Here is a 25,017-nt window from a genome sequence, read left to right as displayed (position 1 = left end):
GGCCGGAGGCGCCCCCAGGCGCCGGAGGTCGCGGGGGTCCCCATCGCGGGGCCCCGCCGAAGGCGCGGGCCCGCGCGCCGCCAGGCGCGCCTTGATCTTATAGAGGTCAACTCGGCAATCTCCGACTCTCGACCAGGCGATCGATGCGCCGCCTTCGGTATCGAAGTTCACCCGTTGTCTTCGTTACTCGCCGGGCAAGCCCACGCTAGCGTGTGGATATGACGGCAGAGCAGCCCGAAGAGAAGACAACTCACGATCCCAAGCCGACGTCTGAGCGGATCACCAAGCTCGCGGAGCGCGTTCTTGACGGAGACATCGCTCTGCCGGAATTTCAGCGCCCATTTGTGTGGAAGCGCCCACAGATACTCCAGCTACTCGATTCCATCTACAAGAATTACCCGATTGGGAGCCTTCTGGTCTGGGAATCTCGTCAAGACCTAAAGAGTAAGCGGTCGATTGCAGACCTTGACGTTGGTCCAAGATCTGCCGAGTACCCCGTTAACTACCTGCTCGACGGCCAGCAGCGTCTCTCGACCATCTGTGGCGCCCTCAACTGGACGCCTGGCGAAGCAAAAAGCGTCTGGAACGTCTATTTCAATCTTGCAACGGCGTCTTTCCATCATGCAGATTCTGTCGAAGAGCTGCCCATCACACAGATCCCGCTTCGGCTACTGAAGAGCCCGTCCGAATTTTTCAGTAGAACGTCGGCTATCGAGACGGATGGGCTTCAGCGCAGAGCCAAGTTTCTGTTCGATCGGTTCACGGATTATCAAGTTCCTCTTGTGACGCTAGGCGACATGAGCATTCGTGACGTCGCGCCGGTCTTCGAACGCATTAACTCGACGGGCACCCGGCTCACGATTTTCGACCTGATGCGCGCGGCCACATGGTCGACAAGCTTCGACCTGGGCAAGTCGCTAGGAAGCATCAAGGCAGGCCTCGAACCCAAGCGATTCAACTCGATTGAGGACAAGACGCTCCTTCGAGCGCTCGCCGCTGCGGCGGGCAAGGATTTCTCGGCGGACAGCATCGATCAGCTGCGTGACGCCAGTGAGGAGAATCTGAACGAGGCTTCGACGGAGTTGGGAAGGGCCTCCGAGCTTGCTGCGGATTTCCTTTCGACTGAGGTCGGTGTACCTCGCGCAGAAGCACTGCCATACACGAACCAATTTGCCGTCCTGGCAGAACTTTTTAGAGCACTTCCACAGCCCAACGCCACTCAATTGGCGGCAATTCGACACTGGTTCTGGCGGACCACGCTTAGCACTTACTTCGCTGGCTGGAACAACAGCCAGATGGCGACGGATGCCCGAGTGGTCCGCGAGTTCGCGGACGGCACGCGGGCCGAACTCGACCACGCGTGGGTGGTGCCCACGAGGACCCTGTGGAAGAACCGGCCGTTCCGATCTAATAGTGCGGTATCCAAGATGCTCGGCCTGATGCTCGGTGCAGCCAAACCGCGAGATTTGATATCCGGACAAGTTATCGACGTCGACAAGTCGCTTGCATGGTCGAATGATAAAGAGTTTCACCACTTCTTCCCGCAGCAGTTTCTGTCGAGCACCGGCAGGGACGTCTCCGAGATTAATGCTGTCGCGAACATTGTTCTGCTGACTTCGGCAAGTAACATCAATATCAGCAACAAGGCACCGAGCCAATATCTGGGCGAGATTATCGCGAATGTTGGCCGAGACAAGGTGGTCGAATTACTCGCCACCTGCCTGGTCTCGGAGGCTGCGCTTGACGCCGCGCTAGTGGACGACTTCGACCTATTTCTTGAGGAACGTTCGAAGACCCTTCACGAGCACGTCCAGGCGCTCTGCGATTGGGATGATCAGGTGCCCAAAGAAGTCGAAGCATCCAGTGGTGACAGCGATTCAGAAGACTCGCTGACGGACTAGCCAGCGCCTGCGGCATTAGCTTGCGGCGACGTAGACCGCGGCTGGCTCATTGAGACCGTCACCATAGTGGTGTGTGAGGTCGGCGATTCGGACAGCTCCGAGGCGTTCATACAGCCGGATCGCGGCTTGGTCCTTGAGCATGACGTCGAACGCGATGGCGAGTCCTCGGGCCCGGGCGAATCCGAACACAGCTTCCATCAGGAGCTGGCCGGCTCCGGTGCCTCGGTGGCCGGGATCCACGAATAGGCGTGCAGGGATTGCCAAACGGTCGATATCGCCATGACTGTGCTCCCGCCAAGCCCGTGCGGCGTCATCCTCGGGTACGGCACGTATGAGCGCGACCTGCCCGATGGGGAGACCGTCTTCCACAGCCGTCCAGCTTTGCAGCTCACGGTCGTGGCGGAGCCAGCCTTCGGGGTCCGCGACACCTTCGACGGGGTAGCCGTCCTGGGCGTGCACCCGGACCAGTGCGGCGGCGAGGGCAGGAAGGTCTTCGTCGCGACGGGGACGAATGGTCACGCTCATCAGTAGTCCACAGGCATGTCGTAGTCGAGTGCCGAATAGTCGGCGCGCATGCAGAAGTTCGTCACCTCGAACGGCTGCTTGTCGGCGGTCATGCCGGTATGCCACAGGTCGATCATGGGCACGCCCGGGGGCAGGTCGAGCGCTTCGGCCTCTTCCCGGGTGGCCGGCCGCGCAGTGATCTCCTCGCGGATGCTCGCGATCGTGTATCCGAGGTCTTCGAGATGCCCGTAGAGAGCACGCTTGCCGAGGTTCTCGGCCTTCGCGAGGGCAGTGCCTTCGGCGATGGACCACGGGATGAACGTGATGCCGATCTGCATCGGCACCTCATCCGCGTAGTACCAGTTCTCTCGCCTGACGACGTCGGTCCCCGGCTCGACGCCGAGCCGTTCGGCCACGTCGACGTCAGCCGGGACGCGCTCGGCACTGCGAACGTCGACCCGCGGCGTCTTGCCCTGTGCTCGGGCTTCAGCTCCGAACGGGCCGTGCCGGGTGACTGCTCGCATCGGAGTCGTGTACCGCAGGCGACCGAATCGCATCCAGCGCGGACGCTCACGGACGAAGTACCCGCGGCCGTGCTCAGAGCGGACCAAGCCCTCTTGGATGAGTTCCTGGACGGCAGCCCGGGCCGTGTTCCGCGCACCGTGGTACGTCGCAGCTAGGACGCGCTCAGAGGGCAGTTTGTCGCCGGCGTTTAACTCGCCGGAGTGGATCGCTTCCCGCAGCGCGGCAGCGATCTCGCGCGCTTCGGCGTTCTCGCCGTGGGGTCGCTGATCAGGCATGAAGCCAACACTAGCGAACTGGTTCAAGCCACCCTCTTGCGCAACTGGCTCAAGCCAGTCTATGGTCTGTGTCACTGGCTTAAGCCAGTTGCCAACCAACAGGTGACCGAGGAGATGCAGAGATGGCGATGTTCGCTGTGGACAGCAACCGACAGCAGATGATGGCGACCGGCGTTGTGGAGCCGGTCAATGAGTGGATCGAGGTGGACGGCAAGCGTCGTCCGGGCGATGTCCAGGCCCGCGACGAGAACACGGGCGCCCTGCTGTGGGGTGTCGAGGTCGTGTACCAGTCGGTGAACTGGGGCCGGGTCTCCACGGAGTCGGTCAAGGTGACGGTCCCGGCCCGGGAGATGCCCGCCCCGTCGCTGTTCTCCCCGATCAAGTTCGAGGACCTGGTTGCCTCGGTCCGCGTCGACCGCCGCAACAACGGGCTTACCACCTCGTGGGAGGCATCCGGCATCTCCGAGATGGCCGGCGCCAAGACCGCACCCAAGGCGGCTGCCTGATGACGGCGCCTGTGGGGCACCTGCTCGCGGTGCTCCGGGTTCTGGACGGCCTGTGGTCGATCGGCGCCCTGACCATCACGCTCGGCTCGGACACGCTCTACCCCGACCGGGAATCCTCGGGAGTGGGTGTGCTGGTCCTGGACGTGCACGCCGACGACTTCGCCGGGGCGGAGCGGATTGCGGCACGTGCGGGCTTGGAGCCGGCCGCGCAGTCGGTCCACGCGCTCAGCTACAGCCTGCCTGTGCAGCTGCGGCGGGACTGGTCGGGCTGGATCTGCGATGACCCACGGATGGTCCCGTACTCGGTCCGGGTGACCGCGTTCGAGCCGCTGGCCGATCACCCCACACCGACTGGTCCGGGTGCCAGGGATGGGTGGGAGTCAGTCTCGCTGTTCGGTGCGGGCAGCGACACCGACGAGCACACCGATGGCATCGCCGACGAGTCGGCTAGCTCCGGCGACGGCGTGAAGGCGGCTGCGTGATGAACCTGCCGCGTCACGCATCGGGGGCGGCGGGGGCTTCGGTTCCCGCCCCCTCGGGTCCGGCCCGTCGGGTCCTGACCCTGATCTCTCGCGCCTCGTGGCTGTTGGCCATGGCCGGCCTGGTCGCGTTCATCGGCGGTGCACTGACCGACATGGTCTGGCTGGTCGGCGCCGGGACTGCAGGATTCCTGACCGGGACCGGGCTGCTCTTGCCCGCCGCTCTCGGCCTGGCCCTCCTGCCCCGGGCAGGTGGTTCCCAGTGACCCGTGCCGATGACCTGGCCATCGCCGCCGACTACCTGATTCAAGCCGTGAACGCGCTTGCCCGTGCAGCGCGTGTCCTGAACAGCACAGGAGCGCTCGGCGCTGCCGATCAGATCCAGGGCATGCACGACCTGGCCAAGCCGCTACAGGAAGACATCCGCCGCGCGGCCCGTGCCGCACACCGCGTCGAACGGCCCGAGTTCTACGACGCGCGTGGCCGATGGGTCGGCCGGCCGGCCGGCAACGGGGGTCAGGGCTGATGCCGAAGCGGTGGGCGTACACGGGCCCAACCGATCCCGCGATGGATGAGGCCGCCAAACGCCGAGACCTGGTCACCACGGCCCGGGACGGCGTCACTCAGATTCACGAGGCGTACGCGCTGCTCGCATTCGGTGGGGCGTACCTGGTCCCCCTGGACGCCGACCTGGCCGAGCGGATCTATCAGGTGCGGGTGCAGCTGCACGCGCTGATCGATGAAGCCGAAGCCCTCGTGCGACCGCATGAGGCCAAGGAAGGGATGACCTGATGTCTCAGAACACGACCAAGAAGATCAACCGCCGAGTGGTCGAGGCGCTGGAGGACGCCGCCAAGTACACCGACGCCGCTCTCGTGCAGTGGTCCCAGGCCCGGAACCGGATCGAGGACGCGTGGGACGCCTCAGGCCTGCACAGGGACCTGGGCGAGGAGTCGTGGGCCGTCTACAACACCATGAGCGCCGCGCGTGGAACGATCCTCACCCGCCTGCGGGCCGAGCGGGACGGGGACGAGTGATGAACCCGGCCGCGAAGTTCCGTGACTACGACGCCCGGGCCCGCTCCCGGATCATCGCCGCGACAACAGGCCGCCCCGGTCGCCTGGGCCTGCTCTGGCGCATCCTCGTTCGCGTCGCGGTGTTCCTGGCCCGCCGGTCATGGGGGTTCACCCGAGCGTGCGGTACCTGGGCCGTCAAGCACCCCGGCGTCCCGGTGGTCGGGCTCGTGCTCGCGTTCCTCTGGCACGGGGCCCTCGTGCTGGCGGAGTGGCCCGGGGACCGCAGCACCGGCCCTCTGCTCCTGCTGGTGGCCTCCATGAGCCCGGGCCTACTCCTGGGCTTGTGGGCCGCCCTGTTCCCGTGGCACTACCGGCGTCGGACGAACGCCTGGGCAATCCGCCGATCCTGGGTCAAGACCGCGCAGGCGTGCGGGCTCCACCGTCTGGAGAGGGACGGCACGGTCACCGTGTCCCGCCTGCGCAAGGTCCTCCACGGACGTGGGTCCGTGACCCTGCGAATCCAGACCTTCGAGGGCCAGACCCTGGACACCATTCGCAGGGCGGCGCCGGCCCTCACCACGGCGTACTCCGCGCACGGCTACGACACCGTGCAGGTCACCCCGCGCATCCTGGACCTGGTGCTGTTCACCTCTGCACGCCTTGCCCCCCGCTCGGCAGGACTGCCCAACCCCGACAAGATCACCACCAACGCCGTCCCCGTCGGGCGCACTCGCTCCGGTGATGAGTGCCGCCTGGTCATCCAGGGCCGACACACCTTCGTCGTCGGCGCCTCCGGCTCCGGCAAGGGCTCCGTGCTCTGGTCCGTCGTCGGCGGTCTCGCCCCCGCCGTGCACGCCGGCCTGGTTCGCCTGTGGGGCGTGGACCTCAAGAAGGGTCTGGAGATCGAGACCGGCCGCGCACTGTTCGGGCAGGTCGCCTATTCCGCCGAGGACGCCGTACGGGTCCTGCGTGCCCTCCTGGCCGTCATCGATGAGCGCGGCGCCGCGATGCGCGGAGTCTCCCGCCTCCACGTGCCGGCCGCCGGTGACCCGCTGCACGTCCTGATCGTGGACGAGCTCTCGGACCTGATGGCCTACGCCGAACCCGACACCCGCCGTGAGGCTGAGCGGCTCATGTCCAAGATCCTCACCCAGGGACGCGCCCTCGGCGTCGTCGTGCTCTCGTGCGGACAGAACCCCCGTCAGGAAGCCGTGGGCGGCACCCGCTCCCTCTACACCCAACGCATCGCCCTCCGGCTCGACAGCGAGACCGAAACCGTGATGGTCCTGGAAGGGCTCGCGCCCCTGGGTCCCGCGCACACGATCAACCGCAACGACCCCGGCACCGCCTATCTCGTCACCGAAGACGGCACCCCCGTACTCGTCCGGTTCGACTACTGGTCAGACGACCTGATCCGCGCCACCGCCCTGCACTACGCCGCCCCCACCGACGCTGCAGCTGCACCCCTCCTCGACGCTCCCGCCGCGCCGCGCTCGGGGATGGACGCCGCCGAAGCCTGGGCCCGCGCTGGTGGACGCCTCGCCGTCGTCGCCAACCCCGACGACATGCCTACCGACGCCGACGTACCGGAAGACAACCCGGCTCCTCGTCCGCGCAAGCCCCGCGCCCCGCGCAAGCCCCGGGCACCCCGTGCGCCCCGTGCCGCCCGCCCGGCCGCTGCTCCGGCCTCAGAGGAGGACTGACGATGAACACCGCACGGCCCGCTCGCACTGCCGGCCCGGTGGCCCGGATCGCCGCCGACTCCCGGCCCGTCCTGATCGTCACGGTCATCACCACCGCGGCCGTCGCCCTGGCGTCGTTCGCCCTGTCGTTCGCTTCGCTACGCGACGCCGCACTCTGGGGCCGTGTCCCCGAAGGGATCGCGTTCCTCGTCCCCGTCGTGATCGACGCCTCCGTGCTCGTCTACGGACTCGTTGCGCTGGTGCTCCGTTCCCGGGGTCGCTCCTCGGCCTGGGCCTGGACACTGATGCTGCTGTTCACCGTCGTATCCATCGGCGCCAACGCCGCTCACGCCTACGACGTCGGCCCGCAGTTGCGCACGGTCGTCGGCGTCGTCCTGGTCGCCCTCGCACCCCTGTCCGTCCTGACCTCCACCCACGCCCTTGCCTCCCTCGTCGTGACCGACGACCCGACGCCGGCTGTCGAGCCCAACCACGTAGAAGCTGAGCCCGCCGAAGCGCTGCCGTCGCCGGCCCCGCTGCCGGCCCTCGAACCTGCGCCGGCTGATGATGAGTCGGCTGTCGATGAGCCGGCTACTCCAGTTCCGTCATCGGCACCCGTCCCCGTGCTGGGTCCGGTCCGGTCGTCACGGACCTCCCGCCCTCGTGGCCCCGTTGAGCAGAGCATCCTGCCGGGCCTGGACATGCCAGGGGTGACGGCATGAGCACCGACCGGCTGACCGGCGCTGCCTGCGCCCGCCCGGAAAACGTCAGGCTCCCGTGGATCAGCGAGAACGCCGCGCCCGCCGACATGGCTCGCATGTTCGGTGTCTGCGCCCGGTGCCCCATCGCCGCTGCGTGCGCTCGTGAGGTCGTCACGAAGGAGACCACTGCCGGGTTCTGGGCCGGCGCCGACCGCACACAGTGGCGCGAGGTCTCCAGGTCCGACCTGTTCGCCGAACTGTCCGACGACACCGCGCCCGTGCCGGTGCAGGGGACGCTGCCCCTCGATCTTCCCGGTCTCGACACGACTGCCGATGTTGTGGAGGTAGCTGCCTGATGGTCTCGTTCCGCACCACCCTCGACACGCACGCTGTGGGCCTCGACGTCGAGGATGCCGCCCGCCAGGCGCGCGACCTTGCCCGTGCTGGTGCTGAGGCCAACGGGGTCTGCACCTCGCCCGTGGTGCGGTCCGTGTTCGACCGCGAGACCGGCGTCACGCACCTGGTGCCGATCCCCTGCGGCTCCACTCGTGAGTCCAAGTGCAAGGCGTGTGCCGAGAAGGCTCGTCGTCTGCGGATGCACCAGTGCCGCGAGGGCTGGCACCGCGACGACGAACCCGACCTGCCCCCGGCACCGACTGCGGCACCCGACGAGGACGAGGACGACGACGAGAAGGAGGACGAGCCAGCTCCTGAGCGGGTGACTCGCTCGACTCGTCGTCGTCCCGATGTCCCGGACCTGCCCACGCAGAAGATGAGCAGCGGCACCCTCGGGCGCACCTTCACCGACCCTCGCACCGGCCAGACCTTCCGGCCCTCGATGTTCCTGACTCTGACGCTCGGCTCATACGGCGACATCGGCCGCCGCCGTCGCGCTGACGGCACGTGGGAGTCCACCGGGGTCCCGGCCAACCCCCGCACCTACGACTACCGCAAGGCAGCGTTGGACGCCCTGATGTTCTCGCGCGTCGTCGACCGGTTCATGCAGAACCTGCGGCGCTGCGCCGGCTACACGGTCCAATACTTCGCCGCCGTCGAGCCTCAGAAGCGCCTGGCCCCGCACCTGCACGCCGCGATCCGGGGCACCATCCCGCGCGCCATCGTGAAGCAGGTCGCCGCCGCTACCTACTTCGCTGCCTGGTGGCCGCCGTGCACCGACGCAGATGTCGTCTACGGCGAGCACACCGAACCCCCGGTGTGGCATGAGGAGTCCGCGAACTACCTCGACCCGCACACGGGTGAGGTCCTGCCGACGTGGAAGGAAGCCACCGCCCAGCTGCAGGACCCCGCGCACGTCGTCCGGCTCGGCAAGCAGGTGGACATCAAGGGCCTCCTGGGTGGCACGCCGGACTCTGACCATGCGGTGCGCTACCTGTGCAAGTACCTCACCAAGTCCATCTCCGGCACCTACGCCGCAGGAGATGACGACGCCGACACCGCCGCCCGAGTCGCCTACGACAAGCACGTTGACCGGCTGCACGCTCACGTGAGGGTCCTGCCCTGCGGCCCCGACTGCGCGAACTGGCTCCGGTACGGCGTCCAGCCCAAGAACCCCACGCCGGGCATGAAGCCCGGTGGGTGCCTGTCTCCGGCGCACGACCGGGAGAACCTCGGCCTGGGTGGTCGCCGTGTCCTGGTCTCGCGCGGGTGGTCGGGCAAGACCCTCACGCAGCACCGTGCCGACCGTGCCGCCGTCGTCCGCCAGGCCCTGGAAGCCGCGGGCATCGAGCACGACGACGCCGACCGGCTCTCGACCACGCAAGAGACCAGCGATGGGCACGCCCGGTACGTCTGGCGTGAGCCCGAAGCCGGGTCCTACACCTACGCAGCTGTGATCACCGCGAGCCTGCAAGAGCACCTCCGCCGGCGTGGGCAGTACGACGCCGCGAAACAAGCCCTCGGCCTGGCCCCACCTGGATCAACAGGGCCTGTGGATAACCGTTCGGCAACCGCCGCAACACCAGCCGCGCACGCGGCCTGATGAAGGGGATGTCATGGGTAGCAACGACAACGTGAGGTCGATCGGCGCCGCATCTTCGCGCCGGCTGATGACGCCGGACGAACTGGCCGAGTACCTGGGTGTGACGCTGCACTGCGTCTACGCCTGGTCGAGCCGTGGCGGCGGTCCGAAGGTGCTTCGTGTCGGGGCGCGGCTGCGGTATCGCCCGGCCGAGGTTGAGGCGTGGCTGGACAGCGTCACCGACACCCGAAAGGCGGGCTGATCGTGGGAGGACGAGAAGCCCTGGAACCTGGTCGATGGGGCCACATCAGCAGCGTGGAGATCAAGCCCGGCAAGTGGGTGGCACAGGCACGGTTCCGCGATTTCGCGGGTCACTATCACCGTCCTCAAGCCCGTGGGGCGTCGGCGCCGAAGGCTGAACGCGCGTTGGAAGACAAGCTCCACGCCATGCGTGACGCGGGGCTCGTCGGTGGGGCAACGGCGGTCGAGCCAGAGACGTCGATGTCAGATGTGTTTGACCAGTGGGTCCGCGAGAAACGTGCCGAGGGTCAGGTGGCCTCGCAGTCGCTCAACACCTACGTCGCCACGCTGGACCGTGAATTGCGGCCGGCTCTTGGCGCCTTGCGGGTGCGGGAGGTGACGCCTGTCGCGGTGAACCGGGTCCTGATGGCGCTGAGCGCTGCCGGCAAGCACGACACCGCCCGCCAGACCCGCAACGTGCTTTCGCAGGTCATGATGATGTGCGTCCGCTACGGCGCTGCACCGTTCAACCCTGTTCGCGATGCCGTGACCGTTCGCAAGCCTCGGCGGGCTGAGGTGCACACGCTCGAACTGGACGACATCGTGAAGCTGCGGGCCGCCGTCCGACGTTGGGAAAACCGTCCCCCGGCCACTCGTGGCAAGCGGAGCATCACGCTCCTGCCCCAGATCGTGGACACGATGATCGGCACGGGCCTGCGGATCGGTGAGTGTCTAGCGCTGCGGCAAACGGACCTCGACCTGGACGCCGAGGTGCCGACGCTCACCGTGACCGGCACCGTGGTCCGGGTCGAGGAGACCACGCCGGCGGGCGTCGTCAAGGGCCGGCTGGCACGACAGCCCAAGCCGAAGTCAGACACCTCGCGACGCACGATCACGCTTCCCGACTTCGTGGTCACGGCGCTCCGAGAGGCGATCGGCCTGGGCCTCGACGGCGGGCCGGACAAACTCGTGTTCCCATCGACGGAGGGCACGCCCCGCTCCCCCGGCCGTGTTCGTGAGCAGCTGCGCCAGGCTCGCGAGGGAACGGGCATCACCGTGACGCCGCACGACTTCCGCCGGACGATCGCGACCCGGGTCGCGAATGAGACGACCATCGCGAACGCGACGGCGCTGCTCGGACACGCTGACGAAGGAACCACCGTGCGGCACTATGTGAGGCGGACGCACATCGCCCCGGACCTGCGGATCGTCATCGATCAGCTCGTCCAACAGGCAGAGGCCGAAGCCGGTCCGGAAGCCAATCCGGAGTGAAAACGGAGTGCCCGGCATGACGAAGGCCCCCAGATCCGCAGAGTTACGCGGTTGGGGGCCTTCTGGGTGCGGTAGCGGTGGGATTTGAACCCACGGTGGACTTTCACCCACACACGCTTTCGAGGCGTGCTCCTTAGGCCGCTCGGACACGCTACCTTTGCCCACCGCATCAGCAGCGGGCCGTAGCAGGATACCCGGTCGGACCCCGGTTCCACGAATCGGTTGCCGTGCCGTGGCACACGTTGCGTCAGATCGGCGGTTGTCCTACGAAACGGCGGGCCACGCCCGGCGTCCTCGGCCCGACCGTAGAGCACCTCCGACGGTCGCGACCGTAGAGTGGGTACATGGCGACGACCGCTGACGCAGAACCCGGCTCCGCCACCGCGGACACCGCCGCGACGGACTCTGCCGCGGCCACAGGCCACACCGAGACCGCGGAGGCCAAGGCCGGAGATCTCGTCGAGCGCACGGCCGCCGCCATCCGTACCTGGATCATCACCGGCACGGCCCGCCCCGGGGAACGACTCTCGGAGAAGTCCGTGGCCGAGACCCTCGCGGTCTCGCGGAACACCCTCCGCGAGGCCTTCCGGGTGCTCACCTACGAGAACCTGCTGGTGCGACGCCCGCACGCCGGCGTCATGGTCGCCGTCCCGACGCTCGCCTCGATCCTCGACATCTACCGCGTGCGCCGCATGGTCGAGGGGCAGGCCCTGCGCGACGCCCTGCCCGGGCATCCGGCGACGGCGATCATGCGCGACGCCGTCGAGACCGCCGAGCGGGCCCGTGACGCGCAGGACTGGCGCGCGGCGGGCACCGCCAACATGGAGTTCCACCGCGGCATCGTCGCGCTCTGCGACAGCGAGCACCTCGACCGGCTCTACGCGACGGTCTCGGCGGAGCTGCGCCTCGCGTTCGGCCTGCTCGCGAACCCGGAGTACCTGCACGCCCCCTACGTGGCCCGCAACGCGCGGATCCTGGAGATGACTCTCTCCGGCGACAGCGCGGCGGCAGCCGCCGAGCTGGACGACTATCTCGTGCAGTCCGAGCGGACGGTCGCGGCGGCGTACTCCCGGCGGACGCCGCCGGAATCCGCCTGACCACGACGCGCGGAGCCCAGACCGCCCCGGCCGATCCCACCCCGCCGGGCCACTCCGCCGGCGTGCCTCGACCGGCCGGCCAGGACGACGCGACTCGACCCGGATCGGTGTGCCTCGCGCAGGCGTGACACTCTCGGTAGACAACGTCTACTGCCAGCAACACACCCTCGCGGGGCCACCTCACCCCGGAGCGGTGACCGCCGAAGGCGCGCGGATCCTCACCGCACCGGCAGCACCCGCAGCAGCTCGTCGAGCTGCGACCGCGTGGTTGCCACGTACCCGCCACGCACCCGCATCGCCGCGTCCCACACCTCCCGCTCCCCCGCCGACTGCCGCTCCAGCACGCTCATGTTCTCGGTGAGGTCGAGGCGCCGGTTGAACCCCTGGACGGTGTCGCGCCATCGGTGCAGCCCGTTGACCAGATCGGTGTCCCGGCGCCGGTCGAGCGCACCGGAGACGAGCGCGGCGTCGACGGCGGACACCGCGAGCCGCGCGAACACCGCGCGGAGCCGGTCGTCGGCGGTCCGGGCGAACTCGTTGTCCGCGAGCACCGCCCGGTTCCGCTCCAGCTCGCGCCGCACCGCGGCGAGCACCTGGGCGTGCCGCTCCGCCTCGCTGCTCAGGCGCTCGACGACGAGGCCCGTCATGCCCGCCACCAGGGTCAGCGAGTTGACGGCAGGCTCCCACCGGGGCTCCCCGGGGAGCACGAACCAGAGCACGCCGAGCACGAAAGCCGTGGCGAGCAGCCCGTAGGTGACCGTGGCGACGGCGGTGCGTGCGGCAGTCACGTGCCGCTCCACCAGCCAGCCCGGTCCCCGCACGGTCAGGCCCAGATGGTGAACGGCCGCTCGTCCACCCGGCGCCCTGCCACGCCCGGCGGACCCACCACGTAGACACGGTCGCCCGGGCGCAGGGTCGCGAGGACGCGGTCGAGCGCGACCACGGCATCGTCGGGATCGTCGACCATCAGGTCGAGGCGCAGGGAGAGGATCCCGGCGCGCACCGCGAGCCGGGTCCGGTCGGCCGTCCCGGTGTCGCCGTCGGCGCCGCCTGACCGCGGCCTGCGGCGGATCCGCGGCACCGCCCGGACCAGGAGGCCGAGCCGACGCCGCACGGGCCACTGATGCGCTGTCGTCTTTGCCATGGCGGTCATCCTCCGGCGCGGGCGGGCGGTTCTCGCTGCACGACCAGAGTAGCGACGTCCTACATAAGTATCTAGGTTGTCCGACAATCTTGCTTCGCCGTGACGGCGGTGGCCGGGACTGTCGCCCGCCCGTGCCGGAGAGGTAGTGTGCCGACACCGCCGAGGGAGGACACCGATGCCCGCACCCACGCTCTTCGACTACACGGACCACAGTCCGTACTCGAACCCCGGAAACCACGCCGGCTACTTCGCCGAGCTGAGCACCGACCCGGAGGCGCTGCACCGCTTCGCCTGCACCGCCGTCGTGCACTACCGCGCCGGCGGGCCGGCGCTGACCGAGGCGCAGAAGGCCGACCCGGACCGCCGCTGGCTCTCCTCGATCCTGGACGCCGCCGAGTCGCGCGCGCCGCTCGACGGGCCGCGCACGCAGGCACAGCAGGTCGCCGGATGCTGCCGCGACCACACGCTGCTCACCCTGGGCGTGCTGCGCACGCACGACGTGCCGGCCCGGTCCCGGATCGGGTTCGCCCGGTACATCACACCGGACTGGCACACCGACCACGTGGTGGGCGAGCGCTGGGACGGCACCCGCTGGGTGCGCTACGACCCCGAGCTCGACCAGGTGGACTTCGACTTCGACGTGCACGACATGCCGACCGGACCCGCCTCCCCGTTCCTCACGGCGGCCGAGGCCTGGCTCGCGATCCGCGCGGGCACGGCCGACCCGGCGACGTTCGGCGTCGGACCGGACCTGCCGGAGGACGTGCGCGGCCGCGACTTCGTGCGGTCCTACGTGCTGTACGAGGTGGCGCACCGGCACCGCGACGAGCTGCTGCTCTGGGACCTGTGGGGGCCTCAGCTCGGCACGCGGTTCGTCCGCGAGGCCGCGGGCGGGCAGGCGGCGGCGTGGGTCCGCGACGCGGGTCTACCCGGTGCCGACATGTCGGACGCCGAGTTCGACGCCGTCGCCGACGAGCTGGCCTACCTGCTCGTCGCCGCCGACGCCGGGGACGGCGAGGCGGCCGACCAGCTCGCCGAGCTCTACCGCGAGGACGCCCGGCTGCACCCCGGTGAGCGCGTGCTGACGCTCTCCCCGACAGGCCACGGCGGCGTCACCGACCTGGCGGCCCGCTGAGGCGCCGCGCCAGCTCCTGCAGGACGTCGCTCGTACCCGCGTCGATCTTCACCGTCGCGTACTTGTCGCCGCGGGTGATGCCGCGGTTCACGATCACCACCGGCTTGTCCGCCTCGGCGGCGTGCCGCACGAACCGCAGCCCGCTCATCACGGTGAGCGACGACCCGGCGACCAGGATCGCGTCGGCGGAGTCCACCAGCGCGTACGCGCGCTCGACCCGCTCGCGCGGCACGTTCTCGCCGAAGTAGACGATCTCGGGCTTGAGCACGCCCCCGCAGAACTCGCAGGGCGCGGGCCGGAAGTGGGCGGTCGACTCGATGACGGCGTCGGCGTCGGGCGCGATCTCGATGTCCGCGACCTCGCCCACGGACTCCAGGAAGCCCGGGTTCAGCGCGTCGAGCCGTTCGGCGAGGTGCGCTCGCGAGATGACCCGCCCGCAGGACAGGCAGATCACCCGGTCGTAACGTCCGTGCAGGTCGATGACGTTGCGGGAGCCGGCGTCCTCGTGCAGCAGGTCCACGTTCTGCGTGATGATCCCGGCGAGGACGCCCCGCTCCTCCAGGGTGACCAGCGCGCGGTGCCCGGCGTTCGGCAGCGACCGGTTCACGTGCGTCCAGCCCACGTGGTTGCGGGCCCAGTAGTGCCGGCGGAACTCCTCGTCGCCCACGAACTGCTGGTAGGTCATGGGGTTGCGCGGCGGGGAGTCGGGGCCGCGGTAGTCGGGGATGCCGGAGTCGGTCGAGACCCCGGCACCCGTGAGCGCGGCGACGCGGAGGCCGGTCAGCACCTCCACGGCGTCGTCCACGGTGGTGCGGGCCACCTCGACGGCCTGCGGCTCCCAGGTGGTGGGACGGGCTTGAGGAAACACCCTCCGAGGGTATGCCCCGGCACCCGGCCGCACGCCCTCTGTGTTCCATTTCGCACAGGGCCGCGGCCCGCTAGCCTGGGGCCCGGCATGCACAGCGGCATGAGGGGACGGCGTGGGCGACTCGGCAATCGCAAGGATCGACAGCACCCTGGCGGGTGACGACTTCGGCTGGTCGGTGACCCTCGTGGGCGAGGACCAGTCGGACAAGCTCGCCACACTGGCACAGCACCTCGACGACGGTCACTCCACGTCGGGTGACGGCAAGCGGGTCCCCTCCGGCTACGCCTACTGGGGCATCGGGCCGACCATCGCCTGGTTCAACGCGTCGAACGACCCGACCTACATGGTCATCAAGGTCGGCACCGAGATGTTCCGCCGGCAGTGGCGCAGCATCTCGCCCCTCGTCACCGACGAGTGCGTGCACCTGGTCAGCCTGGGCGTCGGCACGGGCGCCAAGGACGGGATGTTCCTGGAGACCATGCACCGGGCCCACCCGTCCATGCTCTACGTCCCCGTGGACATGAGCGCCGAGATGCTCCGCACGGGTTCGCGCACCGCGGTCCGCGACGCGCACTTCCCCCTGGACCGCTCCCTGGGCCTGCAGATCGACCTCTCCCTGGACGGCAACCTCGAGGAGCTCAAGCTGTTCCTCGACCGCCTGGTCGGCGACGAGGCGATCCTCTACTCGCTGGTCGGCAACACGGTGGCCAACTTCGACGACGACCAGGAGTTCCTCAACGGCGTGGCCCGGGTGCTGCGCCCGCAGGACCGGATGCTCGTCGAGTTCGCCACGACGGAGGACCTGACGGCGACGGCCGTGCGGGCGGCGGAGGCCGAGTACCGGCAGACCCGCGGGTTCGTCGAGTTCGTGGCGAGCGCGGTGCGGTACAACACCGACCTCCGGATAGACCTCGACCAGATCCGGTTCGCCGGCTCCGTCGAGGACGACAGCATCCTGCTGCGGGTGTACTGGCAGAACGCGAGCGGCGAGGAGATCCGGATGCTGATCCCGGGCAGCCGCCCCATCCACCTCGCGCCGCAGGACACCATCCGGCTGTACACGACCCGCAAGTACACGACCGAGCGCATCGACCAGCTCGTCGCGGGCGCGGGACTGCGTGCCACGCACGTCCAGCGGGAACGGTTCCGGCACACGCAGCGGCCCAGCCCGTTCGGCCTGGAGCTGCGCCTCCTGGCCCACGACGAGTCGGCGCCCGCCAAGCTGCCGGCCTTCGACGTGTGGAAGTGATGCGGCAGCGGCTGCGTCTGCTGCGCCGCCGGGTCGTGGCGACCTGGACGAGCCGCCGCTGGGCACGACGCCGCAGGGTCACGGTCGCCGTGGTCACGTACGCGCTGCTGGGTGTCGCCTTCGTGCTGGGGATCCTCTGGATCCTGGGCATCGGCCCCGAGTGGGAGCCCTGGGTCAACTCCCTGACCCTGCTCGCAGGTGTCACCGGGCTCGTCGTCGAGCGGCAGAACGCCGAGACCGAACGCCGCTCGGAGGTGGTGGGCTCGGTGGGCTTCGAGCTGCAGCAGAACCGTGCCGTCGTCGAGCGCCGGCTCGCCGGGCTGCGCACCGGCGGTGCACGGGCCCTGTCCGTGAGCCCGCGCCTGGCCCTGTCCGCCGTCGACGCCGCGCTCGCCTCGGGGGTGCTGTCCCGATCGCCCGACCGCGCGCTCGTGGAGAAGCTCCACCGCTGGCGCGAACACGTGCAGGGCTACAACTGGCGGCGCGACCTCACCGAGTTCGAGCTCATGCTCATCAAGCACCAGGACGCCGACGACGCCGGCTCGGCCATGTCGAGCCTCGCCAACGAGCGGCTGTACCTGCTGCGGCTGCGGACGCTGCTGGACCAGCTCCACGCCGCCCTGCCCCAGGTCTGACGAGCCCTGCCCGCCCGGTCAGCGGCGCCGGGCCTCGAAGAACTCGCGCAGCAGCAGGCCGCACTCGTCCGCACGGACGCCCCCGAGCACCTCGACCTCGTGCAGCGCCCGCTGGTCCCGCACCAGGTCCCACACGGAGCCGGTCGCACCGGCCTTCGGGTCCCAGGCCCCGAGCACGAGGCGTCGCACCCGGGCCTGCACGAGCGCGCCCGCGCACATCGGGCACGGCTCCAGCGTCACCACGAGCGTGCAGCCGGTCAGCCGCCACTCGCCGCGCGCCCGGGCCGCGGCCCGCATCGCGAGCACCTCGGCGTGCGCGGTCGGGTCCCCCGTGGCCTCCCGCTCGTTGTGCCCGACGCCGATCGTGCGCCCCGACTCGTCGAGCAGCAGGGCTCCGACCGGTACGTCGCCGGTGCCGAGGGCGCGGCGTGCCTCGTCGAGCGCGGTACCCATCAGGCGCTCCCAGTACGCGCGCCGCTCGGCGACGCTCATCCCCGCGGTGTCAGACACACAGGTCACCCTAGTGACCCGCAGGTCCGACAACGCGTCGGCAGGTGTGGGGCTCGCTACGTTCCGGGGTTTCGCGCCGTGTCGGTGCGCCGCCGCCCGGTAGCGTTGGCGTCATGCGCCTCCACGTCGTCGATCATCCCCTGGTCGCCCACAAGCTGACCGTCCTGCGGGACGAGACCACGGCCTCGCCCACCTTCCGCCTGCTGGTGGACGAGCTCGTCACGCTGCTGGCCTACGAGGCCACGCGCGAGATCGCCACCGAGCCCCACGAGGTGAAGACGCCGATCACCACCATGACGGGCACCCGGCTCGCGTCCCCGCCGCCGCTGGTGGTGCCGATCCTGCGCGCCGGCCTGGGCATGCTCGACGGCATGAGCCGCCTGCTGCCCACCGCCGAGGTCGGGTTCCTCGGCCTGGTCCGCGACGAGGAGACCTTCAAGGCCGTCACGTACGCGAACCGGCTGCCCGACGACCTCACGGGCCGCCACGTCTTCCTCATCGACCCGATGCTCGCCACGGGCGGCACGCTGGTCGCCGCCATCGACTACGTGCTGGAGCGCGGCGCCCGCGAGGTCACCGCGGTGTGCCTGCTCGCGGCACCGGAGGGCATCCAGCTCCTGGAGGAGCACGTCGGCGACCGGGCCAACCTCACGGTGGTCGTCGCCGCCGTCGACGAGCGGCTCAACGAGAAGGCCTACATCGTGCCGGGTCTGGGCGACGCCGGGGACCGGCTGTACGGCATCGTCTGAGCGACCGGGGGGTCACTCGCAGTAGCCGCCCCAGGGCCAGCCCCGGCCCGTGCGCGAGGGGCCTGCCGTCGCGGCGGGCGTGGCGCCCTGCTCCGGTTCCGGGGCCGGCTCGCACACGTCGCTGCCGTCCGGGTTGAGGCAGGCGGCGCCCTTGGCCCAGAAGGACCGCTCGACCGTGTGCGTGTTCCCCTCCAGCTCGCGCGTGAGCCGCACGCTCACGTTGCTGCCCTCGCTGATGAGGGTGTCGCGGACGAGCGTCAGCGGGGTGGTCTGGCCCGCGGCGACCTGCGCCTCGGCGCCCACCTCGCCGCTGCTCTCCCGCACCAGGACACCCATCCAGTCGTGCGCGGTGCGGTTCTCGACCGCCGCCGTCAGCGCCACCCGGTAGTCGGTGCACTCGGCGGCGACCGTCACGCCCAGGTCCTGCGTGGGCCAGGTGAGCTCGGCGCACGACTCGAACTGCGTGTCGAGCGTGCCCAGCGTGCGACCCGCCGCCTTCACCTCGACCGTCGAGGTGCCCCAGACCACCGGGTACTCGATCTGCATCGCCTCGCCGGCGGCGACCGTCCGGGACACGCCACCCACGTGGAACAGGACGGGCAGGGTCGACTCCTTGTTGCTCACCGAGACCACGAAGGTCTGCACCGAGTGGTCCTGCGTCGCGTCGAACTCGCAGGCGCCCGCGGCCACCGTCGAGGAGACCACCGCGGGGGCGATCCGCGCGGCACCGTAGGACGCCGTCGGGTGGGTCTTGGGCACCACCGGGTCCACCGGGAGGTCGCCGTCGGTGTCCACGCCCTCGCGGGAGAGGCGGAACGTGACCTCGCCCGCCGGGAGCTGCGTGCGGTCCGTGTTCACCGTGAGGGTCACGCTGCCGCCGGCCGCGACCGGGACGCGCACCGACTCCAGGGTGCTGTCGCCCACCGGGACGAGCATGACCGCGGTCATCGTCTCGTCGGTCCGGTTGGTGATCGAGCCCTCCACGGCCACGGTGCCGCCCTGGTTGAGGGTGCGCACGCTCGTGTCCGTGTCCCACTTCGGCACGTAGCAGTCCGCCCGCTGGTGCTCACCGGCGGCGACCCGCGTCGTGTACGTGCCGCCCTCCACGTCGGTGGCCAGGGCGAAGACCGCCTGGCCGGCCGGGAGCCGCAGCCCGTCGGGCACCGTCAGCCGGACCGACTCGCCCGGGGCGAGCGGCTCCTTCGAGGCGACCTGCTCGCCGGCGGCCTCCAGGGCGACCCGGACCGTCCGCTGGGTCGTGTTGGTGTACGTCCCCGTGACGGCCGCCTGCGCGACGCCGGCACCGCCCGTGGCGACGCACGACGCGGCGACCGTGCCGACACCGTCGGCGGCGTCGGCCCAGGCCGAGGTCACCGCCAGGGTGGCCAGCGCCGAGTGGGCGTTGCCGTCCAGGACCGGGCGGACGTTGGCAGAGCCGAGCACGGCGTACTCCGAGGTCGACGGCGTCACCGTCGCGATGTTCAGGGCCACGTCGGCGGTGGCGCCGGGGGCCAGCTCCGTGGCCGCGGCGTCCGTGCCGGCGAGCGGTGTGCAGCGCCACGCGTTCTTCAGCTCGCCCGCGGCGCAGGACAGCTCGGGCTGCGCCGCGGCCGGCGTGACGCCGTCGGGCAGCGTGACGTCGACGGCCCAGCCGCCCGGCGGCACCGCGCGGTCGCCCGTGCTGGTCACCCGCACCGGCAGGGCGGCCGTGCCCGGGCTCGCGAGCGACACGTCGGTGGTCGCGGCGGACAGCTCCTGACCGAAGGGGGAGACCGTGCGGCCCGGGAGGTCGATCTCGGTGGGTTCCATGCCGTCGGCCCAGACCACGGCGCCGACCGGGTAGTCGCCGCCCGCGCCGGCCTCGACCGGCACCACGACGCGGAGCTCCTGGCCGGCGGTCACCTCGCCCAGCGAGCACAGCAGCACGTTGTCCTGCTCCGTCGGGGTGCAGGCCGCCGGGGCCGCGGTCTCGACCAGCCCGACGGTGGCGGGGGTGGTCGGTTCCGAGTCCGGCATCGCCTGCGCGTCGCCGGGCTCCTCGGTGGTGCCGGTGGCAGTGTCCGCGGCGCTGCCCGTGCCGGAGGTGGCGCCGGGCGTCGGCGTCGTACCCGGCTCGGCGGTCTGCTCGGCACCGGCCGGGTCCTCGACCGAGGCCGTCACCAGGCGGGCACCGGCGCCCGTGCCGAACGGCACGTCCGGCCGCGCGACGGTCAGGCCCTCGGGCAGCGTGATCTCGAGCTGCGTGCCCGTGGCCGCGACGTCGCCCTCGTTCTGGACCGTGAGCGACAGCTCCTGTCGCTCACGCGGGCGCATCGGCGTCGACGCATCGGTGTAGCCGACCACGAGGTACGCGCGGCTGGTGGTCTCGCCGGGCTCGATGTCGGTCGGCTGCACGGGACGGCCGTCGACCTGCTCGGTCCCGGGCTGCTCCGACTCGTCGGGCGTGGTGACCACCGTGTCGGCGACGGCCACCGGACCGGCGTCGACCGGCGCCGCCATCTGCAGGGCCGCGACCACACCGACCGCCGCGACCGCGATGGCGCCCGCGGCCACGCTCCCACCGGTGGCGGCGGCCGCCGCGGACGCGACCGCACCCGCCGTGGCGGTGACCGCCGACGTCACCCCGCCGGAGAACGTGCCGGCCGCGCCCACGGTCGCCGTGGTGGCGGCCGGTGCGCCCGCCGCTGCTCCGGCACCGGCACCGGCGCCCGCCTTCGCCGCGACGGCGAGCCCGCCGATCGGGGCCCCCGCGCCCACGAGGGCGAGACCGCCCGCGCCCAGCACCAGCGGGGCGATGACGGTCTTCATGCCGTGCGCCACGTCGTGCAGCTCCAGCACCAGCGCGCTGCAGGTGCCGCAGGTCGCGAGGTGCTCGGTGATCTTCGTGGTCTCCCGCTTGGACAGGCTGTCGCGCACGTACCCGCCCAGCAGCGGGTTGACGGTGCGGCACGTGTCCGACGGTGCGTGCGTGAGGTGCTGCTGCAGGTAGCCGGCCCGCAGCGCCTCCTTGGCCCGGTACAGCAGCGCGGAGACGCCGTTCGGGCTGAGCCCCAGCAACGGCGCCACCTGCGCCGGCTTCACGTCGTCGACCAGCACGTACCAGAGCACCTCGCGCCACCGCTCCGGAAGGTCGGCGTACGCCCGGTAGACCACGCTGCGCTCGAAGTCGGCGAGGGCCGGGTCCTCCTCGGACGCCACCCGGCCCAGCACCGACTCGATCTCGTCGTCCGTGCTCGGCCGGGTACGCACGGCGCCGCGCCGCACGTCGAACGCGCGGTGGCGCACCACGGTGTAGAGGTAGGGGCGGAACCCGGTGTCGGGTCCGGCACCACGGCGGAGCATCTCGAAGAGCTTGCTGAAGGCGTCGGCGACGACGTCCTCGGCGTCGGAGGGCGAGACGTACTGGCGGGCGAGCGCTCGCGCGGCGGCCGCGTGACGCTCGTAGAGCACGCCAAAAGCCTCGCGGTTACCCGACCTGACCTGCAGGATCAGTTCCGCGTCGCTCGGGGTCTCCCCGGTACTGCTCTCGACTTGCTTCACGTCCACCCAGACTCTCGGCCGTGTCCTGCCCAAGACTATAGAGCCACAGCGCGAATCCCAGGGGCTGAAAAATACAAATCGCCCACAGCCTCCGGGTGAAGTGTGCTACTCCGACCCCGAAGGTGCGTCATGATGTATCCCCGTGAGGGTCCCTTCATCATGAGCGAGTCACAGCAGGAGGCGCGGGTGCGAATTCACGACCTGCGCGAGCGGTGGCGCGCCACGAGCCTCGCCTCGGTCTGGATCCGGCCGAACGACTGGGACCACCCCGCCGCAGAGGCACTGGCCGAGGCCCTGGCCGAGGGCCGGGGCGTGATCGCGCCCGCCGAGCGGCTGGGCGCGGCCCGGGCGGCTGTCGGTGCCGGGATCACCGAGGCGCTGGACGACGTGGCGTGCCTCTACGCCGCGTTCGGCCGGCCGACGGACGTGGGCGCGCTGCGCGCCGCGGCGATCGGCTGGGTCGGTGAACGCGAGCGGGTCCCCTACCAGATCGCCACGCGCGACCCGTCGACAGGACTGCCGACCGGCGAGTACCTGGGCGAGCGGCTGCGCGAGACGTACGGCGCGGCCCAGCGCTCGGGCACCACGGCCGGGAGCACGCACTGCCTGCTCGTGCTCGACGTGGGCCTGGACAACCTCGACACCTGGCAGCGGCTGGCACGCTCCGCGGCCATCGGCCGCACGCTGCACCAGGTCTTCGGCGAGGGCCACCCCATGGCCGCGATCGGGGACGGCACCTTCGTGGTGCTCTGCGAGCGCGGCCCCTCGACCGCCGAGCTGGGCCAGTCGCTCCGCCGTGTCGTGGAGCGCAACGCCGAGGTGCTCGGCCTCACCACCGAGGTGCGGCGGCCCACCCGGGTCTGGGTGGAGCGTCTGCCCGGGACGCACGACGACGCACTGCTCCTGCTGGACCACCTGGCTCGCTGAGCCCGCGGCGCCCCGGCGTCCCACGAACCAGCGCAGGGCGCCCGCTCGACGGAGAGCGGGCGCCCTGTCGCTCGTGCGGACTCAGCGCTCCTGGAAGGTCAGGCAGTCGGCGTGGCCCGGGTCCTCGGGACCGGCACCCACCCGGATCGACGGCGCGCCGCACTCCAGGTTGTCGTTGTGCAGGCACTCGCCGCGCTGGCAGGCACCGACGTGGGCGATGACCTTCTCCAGACCACCCTTCGTGCTCAGCGGGATGAACGTGGCGCACGAGGCGTCCCCCGTGTGACCGCCGATCGTGACGGCGCCCGCGTGGCAGCCGTGGTCGTGGTTGTAGCCGCAGCCGTCGATCGAGCACTCGACGACCTCGGGCATCTCCATCAGCGTGCTCATCTGTTCTCTCCTCGCCTGCCGTGCTTGACCTCCGGAATACCTCGATCGTATTCCAGAAATGCAGGAGGCGGAGAGCAAGGAATGCCTTACCTATCTGCCGGTACGCATTTCCATTAAGGAAAGAATGGCATTGCTGAAATCGTCCGTCATTCCTCGCGGCGGTGCGTCGGCCGCCAGAGCACGACGGCGCCGCCGCCGACCCCGCGGTGCTCGAGGTCGACCCGCATCGCCGTGCTGCGGACCCGCTGCCCGCGCTGCACGACGACGACGTCACCGGCGGACGGCCCGGCGGCGAACACCCGGCCCTCCTCCTGGACGCGCATGAGCAGGTCGCTGAGGCGTTCCTCCAGGACCGAGACGTGCGCCTCCAGGTCGAGGATGCGCTTGATGCCGGCCAGGTTGATGCCCTCGACCTGCGCGAGCCGCTGCACCTGGAGCAGGCGTGACACGTCCCGCCGTGAGTACCGGCGGCCGCGCCCGCGCGTGCGCCGCGGCACCACGAGACCGAGCCGGTCGTACTGCCGCAGAGTCTGCGGGTGCATCCCCGCGAGCTCCGCGGCCTTGGAGACGGTGAGCACCGGTGCGTCGTCGTCGATCATGTGCCCTCCCTGTCTCGTCACCGCCGGTCCGGCGTCCCGGCAGATTAGCCGAGACCGGCGCGGCGGGGCACCTGCCCCACCGCGCCGGGTGTCATTCGGCCGCGCGCCGGGCGAGCCCCGCGCGCACGTCCTCGCCGTCGCTCTCGGCAGCGAAGGACTCCAGCGCCTCCCTGGCCTTCTTGCTGAGCTTCTGCGGCACGGCCACCTGCACGCCCACGAGCAGGTCGCCCGTCGCGCTCGCGCTGCGCACCCCGCGCCCCTTGATCCGGAGCACTCGGCCCGACGGCGTTCCCGCGGGCACCTTGAGCCGCACGGTCGACCCGTCGAGGGTCGGCACGTCCAGCGTGGTGCCGAGCGCCGCTTCTGCGAACGTGACCGGCACCGTCATCCGCAGGTTGTGCCCGTCCAGCGTCCAGACCGGGTGGGGCGCCACGTGCACGGTGACCACCAGGTCGCCGGCCGGGCCCCCGTTGGTCCCGGGCTGGCCCTTGCCCCGCAGACGGATCTTCTTGCCGTCGTTGATCCCCGCGGGGATCCGGGCGTGGATGGTGCGGCCGCCCACCTCGAGGTCCGCGGTCGTGCCCTCCACGGCCGCCCGGAACGGCAGCGTGACCTGTGCCGCGATGTCGGCCCCCGGGCTCGGCGCGGTGAACCCGGCCGGCCCCGTGGACGCGTAGCCGGACCTGCCGCCGAACATCGAGCCGAGGATGTCCTCGAAGCCCGCGGTGCCCGCCCCGCCCTGGGAGTAGCGCACCCGCGGGCCGCCCCGGCCCTGGCCACCGCCGAACATCGCGCCCATGATGTCCTCGAAGCCGCCCGCCCCGGCGCCGCCGGGGCCTGCGGAGAACCGCGCACCGCCGGCCATGGCGCGCACGGCGTCGTACTGCCGGCGCTGTTCCGGGTCCGACAGGACCGCGTAGGCCTCGCCGATCTCCTTGAACTTGGACTCGGCTGCGGCGTTCCCCTGGTTCTGGTCGGGGTGGTACTGGCGCGCGAGCTTGCGGTAGGCCTTCTTGACGGCCGCGTCGTCGGCGTCCTTGGACACGCCCAGCACGGCGTAGAAGTCCTTCTCCATCCAGTCCTGACCGGTCATGG

At 70.6% G+C, this 25,017-nt stretch carries 29 protein-coding genes and 1 tRNA gene; 19 read left to right on the top strand and 11 right to left on the bottom strand.

The features are described from left to right. Positions 1-218 precede the first annotated feature (218 nt). Complete coding sequence (locus tag ACIG47_RS16865) at positions 219-1,901, top strand: DUF262 domain-containing protein (RefSeq protein WP_397432152.1); 1,683 nt, start codon at positions 219-221, stop codon at positions 1,899-1,901. A gap of 15 nt (positions 1,902-1,916) precedes the next feature. Here the strand turns inward: ACIG47_RS16865 and ACIG47_RS16860 are convergent, their stop codons facing one another. After that, entirely contained in the window at positions 1,917-2,426 is a 510-nt protein-coding gene (locus ACIG47_RS16860) for a GNAT family N-acetyltransferase (protein WP_397432150.1), read from the bottom strand. Then, entirely contained in the window at positions 2,426-3,205 is a 780-nt protein-coding gene (locus ACIG47_RS16855; protein WP_397432148.1) for a GntR family transcriptional regulator, read from the bottom strand. Before ACIG47_RS16855 ends, ACIG47_RS16860 begins: the two co-directional genes overlap by 1 nt. A 122-nt stretch (positions 3,206-3,327) precedes the next feature. Between ACIG47_RS16855 and ACIG47_RS16850 the strand changes: the two genes are divergently transcribed. From ACIG47_RS16850 to ACIG47_RS16795, 12 genes are all read left to right on the top strand, one after another. Then, positions 3,328-3,711: a hypothetical protein gene (locus ACIG47_RS16850; RefSeq protein WP_397432146.1), complete on the top strand. Its 384-nt coding sequence runs from the start codon at positions 3,328-3,330 to the stop codon at positions 3,709-3,711. Further along, on the top strand, positions 3,711-4,193 hold the full coding sequence (locus ACIG47_RS16845; RefSeq protein WP_397432145.1) for a hypothetical protein: 483 nt from the start codon (positions 3,711-3,713) through the stop codon (positions 4,191-4,193). The genes ACIG47_RS16850 and ACIG47_RS16845 overlap by 1 nt, the downstream gene beginning before the upstream one ends. A 110-nt stretch (positions 4,194-4,303) precedes the next feature. After that, positions 4,304-4,456, top strand: coding sequence for a hypothetical protein (locus tag ACIG47_RS16840; protein WP_397432143.1), 153 nt, complete (start codon positions 4,304-4,306; stop codon positions 4,454-4,456). Beyond that, positions 4,453-4,716, top strand: a complete 264-nt coding sequence (locus ACIG47_RS16835) for a hypothetical protein (protein WP_397432142.1) — start codon at positions 4,453-4,455, stop codon at positions 4,714-4,716. The genes ACIG47_RS16840 and ACIG47_RS16835 overlap by 4 nt, the downstream gene beginning before the upstream one ends. Before the next feature lie 41 nt (positions 4,717-4,757). Then, positions 4,758-4,982 carry a hypothetical protein gene (locus ACIG47_RS16830; RefSeq protein ID WP_377223182.1) on the top strand — a complete coding sequence of 75 codons (225 nt, stop codon included), beginning with the start codon at positions 4,758-4,760 and terminating at the stop codon, positions 4,980-4,982. After that, positions 4,982-5,227, top strand: a complete 246-nt coding sequence (locus ACIG47_RS16825; protein ID WP_397432140.1) for a hypothetical protein — start codon at positions 4,982-4,984, stop codon at positions 5,225-5,227. Before ACIG47_RS16830 ends, ACIG47_RS16825 begins: the two co-directional genes overlap by 1 nt. Then, positions 5,227-6,909 (top strand): FtsK/SpoIIIE domain-containing protein, encoded by a 1,683-nt coding sequence (locus ACIG47_RS16820; RefSeq protein ID WP_397432138.1) that lies wholly within the window; start codon positions 5,227-5,229, stop codon positions 6,907-6,909. Before ACIG47_RS16825 ends, ACIG47_RS16820 begins: the two co-directional genes overlap by 1 nt. A 2-nt stretch (positions 6,910-6,911) precedes the next feature. Then, positions 6,912-7,610: a DUF2637 domain-containing protein gene (locus ACIG47_RS16815; protein ID WP_397432136.1), complete on the top strand. Its 699-nt coding sequence runs from the start codon at positions 6,912-6,914 to the stop codon at positions 7,608-7,610. Then, positions 7,607-7,945 carry a WhiB family transcriptional regulator gene (locus tag ACIG47_RS16810; protein ID WP_397432134.1) on the top strand — a complete coding sequence of 113 codons (339 nt, stop codon included), beginning with the start codon at positions 7,607-7,609 and terminating at the stop codon, positions 7,943-7,945. Before ACIG47_RS16815 ends, ACIG47_RS16810 begins: the two co-directional genes overlap by 4 nt. Then, positions 7,945-9,588 carry a replication initiator gene (locus tag ACIG47_RS16805; RefSeq protein WP_397432132.1) on the top strand — a complete coding sequence of 548 codons (1,644 nt, stop codon included), beginning with the start codon at positions 7,945-7,947 and terminating at the stop codon, positions 9,586-9,588. Before ACIG47_RS16810 ends, ACIG47_RS16805 begins: the two co-directional genes overlap by 1 nt. Before the next feature lie 13 nt (positions 9,589-9,601). Next, positions 9,602-9,829 carry a helix-turn-helix transcriptional regulator gene (locus ACIG47_RS16800; protein ID WP_377223175.1) on the top strand — a complete coding sequence of 76 codons (228 nt, stop codon included), beginning with the start codon at positions 9,602-9,604 and terminating at the stop codon, positions 9,827-9,829. A 53-nt stretch (positions 9,830-9,882) separates the two neighbouring features. After that, positions 9,883-11,079 carry a tyrosine-type recombinase/integrase gene (locus tag ACIG47_RS16795; RefSeq protein WP_397432130.1) on the top strand — a complete coding sequence of 399 codons (1,197 nt, stop codon included), beginning with the start codon at positions 9,883-9,885 and terminating at the stop codon, positions 11,077-11,079. Between the two features lie 69 nt (positions 11,080-11,148). On the opposite strand, the gene ACIG47_RS16790 is transcribed toward ACIG47_RS16795, so the two are convergent. After that, a tRNA-Ser gene (locus tag ACIG47_RS16790) sits at positions 11,149-11,235 on the bottom strand. A gap of 188 nt (positions 11,236-11,423) precedes the next feature. Here ACIG47_RS16790 and ACIG47_RS16785 point away from each other — a divergent pair. Further along, positions 11,424-12,176 carry a GntR family transcriptional regulator gene (locus tag ACIG47_RS16785; RefSeq protein WP_397432128.1) on the top strand — a complete coding sequence of 251 codons (753 nt, stop codon included), beginning with the start codon at positions 11,424-11,426 and terminating at the stop codon, positions 12,174-12,176. Positions 12,177-12,394: 218 nt separating this feature from the next. On the opposite strand, the gene ACIG47_RS16780 is transcribed toward ACIG47_RS16785, so the two are convergent. After that, a complete protein-coding gene (locus ACIG47_RS16780) occupies positions 12,395-12,964 on the bottom strand; it encodes a hypothetical protein (RefSeq protein ID WP_397432126.1) in 570 nt (189 codons plus the stop codon). A 35-nt stretch (positions 12,965-12,999) separates the two neighbouring features. After that, a complete protein-coding gene (locus ACIG47_RS16775) occupies positions 13,000-13,320 on the bottom strand; it encodes a hypothetical protein (protein WP_397432124.1) in 321 nt (106 codons plus the stop codon). A 175-nt stretch (positions 13,321-13,495) separates the two neighbouring features. On the opposite strand from ACIG47_RS16775, the gene ACIG47_RS16770 reads away from it, so the two are divergent. Then, the gene (locus tag ACIG47_RS16770) at positions 13,496-14,455 is read left to right on the top strand and encodes a transglutaminase domain-containing protein (RefSeq protein ID WP_397432122.1); all 960 of its coding nucleotides are present in this window, start codon (positions 13,496-13,498) and stop codon (positions 14,453-14,455) included. On the opposite strand, the gene ACIG47_RS16765 is transcribed toward ACIG47_RS16770, so the two are convergent. Next, complete coding sequence (locus tag ACIG47_RS16765; protein WP_397413136.1) at positions 14,433-15,323, bottom strand: Sir2 family NAD-dependent protein deacetylase; 891 nt, start codon at positions 15,321-15,323, stop codon at positions 14,433-14,435. The two genes, ACIG47_RS16770 and ACIG47_RS16765, sit on opposite strands and share 23 nt — an antisense overlap. Positions 15,324-15,435: 112 nt before the next feature. Here ACIG47_RS16765 and ACIG47_RS16760 point away from each other — a divergent pair, with 112 nt between their 5' ends. Next, positions 15,436-16,572 carry an L-histidine N(alpha)-methyltransferase gene (locus tag ACIG47_RS16760; RefSeq protein WP_397413135.1) on the top strand — a complete coding sequence of 379 codons (1,137 nt, stop codon included), beginning with the start codon at positions 15,436-15,438 and terminating at the stop codon, positions 16,570-16,572. After that, a complete protein-coding gene (locus ACIG47_RS16755; protein WP_397413133.1) occupies positions 16,572-17,207 on the top strand; it encodes a hypothetical protein in 636 nt (211 codons plus the stop codon). The genes ACIG47_RS16760 and ACIG47_RS16755 overlap by 1 nt, the downstream gene beginning before the upstream one ends. An 18-nt stretch (positions 17,208-17,225) precedes the next feature. On the opposite strand, the gene ACIG47_RS16750 is transcribed toward ACIG47_RS16755, so the two are convergent. Further along, the gene (locus ACIG47_RS16750) at positions 17,226-17,660 is read right to left on the bottom strand and encodes a nucleoside deaminase (RefSeq protein ID WP_397413476.1); all 435 of its coding nucleotides are present in this window, start codon (positions 17,658-17,660) and stop codon (positions 17,226-17,228) included. A 170-nt stretch (positions 17,661-17,830) separates the two neighbouring features. Here ACIG47_RS16750 and upp point away from each other — a divergent pair, with 170 nt between their 5' ends. Then, positions 17,831-18,466: a uracil phosphoribosyltransferase gene (gene upp, locus ACIG47_RS16745; protein ID WP_253838007.1), complete on the top strand. Its 636-nt coding sequence runs from the start codon at positions 17,831-17,833 to the stop codon at positions 18,464-18,466. A 12-nt stretch (positions 18,467-18,478) separates the two neighbouring features. Here upp and ACIG47_RS16740 read toward each other — a convergent pair whose 3' ends face one another. Further along, positions 18,479-21,916 (bottom strand): sigma-70 family RNA polymerase sigma factor, encoded by a 3,438-nt coding sequence (locus ACIG47_RS16740; RefSeq protein ID WP_397432120.1) that lies wholly within the window; start codon positions 21,914-21,916, stop codon positions 18,479-18,481. A gap of 249 nt (positions 21,917-22,165) precedes the next feature. Between ACIG47_RS16740 and ACIG47_RS16735 the strand changes: the two genes are divergently transcribed. Continuing rightward, positions 22,166-22,933 carry a hypothetical protein gene (locus ACIG47_RS16735; protein WP_397432118.1) on the top strand — a complete coding sequence of 256 codons (768 nt, stop codon included), beginning with the start codon at positions 22,166-22,168 and terminating at the stop codon, positions 22,931-22,933. A gap of 81 nt (positions 22,934-23,014) precedes the next feature. On the opposite strand, the gene ACIG47_RS16730 is transcribed toward ACIG47_RS16735, so the two are convergent. The 3 genes from ACIG47_RS16730 to ACIG47_RS16720 form a co-directional block, all read right to left on the bottom strand. Beyond that, entirely contained in the window at positions 23,015-23,323 is a 309-nt protein-coding gene (locus ACIG47_RS16730; protein ID WP_397413125.1) for a DUF1540 domain-containing protein, read from the bottom strand. Positions 23,324-23,469: 146 nt separating this feature from the next. Beyond that, entirely contained in the window at positions 23,470-23,922 is a 453-nt protein-coding gene (locus tag ACIG47_RS16725; protein WP_397413123.1) for a heat shock protein transcriptional repressor HspR, read from the bottom strand. 91 nt (positions 23,923-24,013) lie between these two features. Next, positions 24,014-25,015, bottom strand: coding sequence for a DnaJ C-terminal domain-containing protein (locus ACIG47_RS16720; RefSeq protein ID WP_397432117.1), 1,002 nt, complete (start codon positions 25,013-25,015; stop codon positions 24,014-24,016). Positions 25,016-25,017: the final 2 nt, after the last annotated feature.

The sequence above is a fragment of the Promicromonospora sp. NPDC052451 genome, from assembly GCF_044547525.1.
In the GTDB taxonomy this organism is placed as follows: Bacteria; Actinomycetota; Actinomycetes; order Actinomycetales; family Cellulomonadaceae; genus Promicromonospora.
The sequence above is the reverse complement of the archived record's forward strand: the minus strand, read 5'-3'. Positions and strand labels throughout refer to the sequence as shown.

Coding starts and splice junctions, on each gene's coding strand:
- ACIG47_RS16865 (WP_397432152.1), top strand. CDS start 219: ATGACGGCAGAGCAGCCCGAAGAGAAGACAACTCACGATCCCAAGCCG.
- ACIG47_RS16860 (WP_397432150.1), bottom strand. CDS start 2,426: ATGAGCGTGACCATTCGTCCCCGTCGCGACGAAGACCTTCCTGCCCTC.
- ACIG47_RS16855 (WP_397432148.1), bottom strand. CDS start 3,205: ATGCCTGATCAGCGACCCCACGGCGAGAACGCCGAAGCGCGCGAGATC.
- ACIG47_RS16850 (WP_397432146.1), top strand. CDS start 3,328: ATGGCGATGTTCGCTGTGGACAGCAACCGACAGCAGATGATGGCGACC.
- ACIG47_RS16845 (WP_397432145.1), top strand. CDS start 3,711: ATGACGGCGCCTGTGGGGCACCTGCTCGCGGTGCTCCGGGTTCTGGAC.
- ACIG47_RS16840 (WP_397432143.1), top strand. CDS start 4,304: ATGGCCGGCCTGGTCGCGTTCATCGGCGGTGCACTGACCGACATGGTC.
- ACIG47_RS16830 (WP_377223182.1), top strand. CDS start 4,758: ATGGATGAGGCCGCCAAACGCCGAGACCTGGTCACCACGGCCCGGGAC.
- ACIG47_RS16825 (WP_397432140.1), top strand. CDS start 4,982: ATGTCTCAGAACACGACCAAGAAGATCAACCGCCGAGTGGTCGAGGCG.
- ACIG47_RS16820 (WP_397432138.1), top strand. CDS start 5,227: ATGAACCCGGCCGCGAAGTTCCGTGACTACGACGCCCGGGCCCGCTCC.
- ACIG47_RS16815 (WP_397432136.1), top strand. CDS start 6,912: ATGAACACCGCACGGCCCGCTCGCACTGCCGGCCCGGTGGCCCGGATC.
- ACIG47_RS16810 (WP_397432134.1), top strand. CDS start 7,607: ATGAGCACCGACCGGCTGACCGGCGCTGCCTGCGCCCGCCCGGAAAAC.
- ACIG47_RS16805 (WP_397432132.1), top strand. CDS start 7,945: ATGGTCTCGTTCCGCACCACCCTCGACACGCACGCTGTGGGCCTCGAC.
- ACIG47_RS16800 (WP_377223175.1), top strand. CDS start 9,602: ATGGGTAGCAACGACAACGTGAGGTCGATCGGCGCCGCATCTTCGCGC.
- ACIG47_RS16785 (WP_397432128.1), top strand. CDS start 11,424: ATGGCGACGACCGCTGACGCAGAACCCGGCTCCGCCACCGCGGACACC.
- ACIG47_RS16775 (WP_397432124.1), bottom strand. CDS start 13,320: ATGGCAAAGACGACAGCGCATCAGTGGCCCGTGCGGCGTCGGCTCGGC.
- ACIG47_RS16770 (WP_397432122.1), top strand. CDS start 13,496: ATGCCCGCACCCACGCTCTTCGACTACACGGACCACAGTCCGTACTCG.
- ACIG47_RS16755 (WP_397413133.1), top strand. CDS start 16,572: ATGCGGCAGCGGCTGCGTCTGCTGCGCCGCCGGGTCGTGGCGACCTGG.
- ACIG47_RS16750 (WP_397413476.1), bottom strand. CDS start 17,660: ATGGGTACCGCGCTCGACGAGGCACGCCGCGCCCTCGGCACCGGCGAC.
- upp (WP_253838007.1), top strand. CDS start 17,831: ATGCGCCTCCACGTCGTCGATCATCCCCTGGTCGCCCACAAGCTGACC.
- ACIG47_RS16735 (WP_397432118.1), top strand. CDS start 22,166: ATGAGCGAGTCACAGCAGGAGGCGCGGGTGCGAATTCACGACCTGCGC.
- ACIG47_RS16730 (WP_397413125.1), bottom strand. CDS start 23,323: ATGAGCACGCTGATGGAGATGCCCGAGGTCGTCGAGTGCTCGATCGAC.
- ACIG47_RS16725 (WP_397413123.1), bottom strand. CDS start 23,922: ATGATCGACGACGACGCACCGGTGCTCACCGTCTCCAAGGCCGCGGAG.
- ACIG47_RS16720 (WP_397432117.1), bottom strand. CDS start 25,015: ATGACCGGTCAGGACTGGATGGAGAAGGACTTCTACGCCGTGCTGGGC.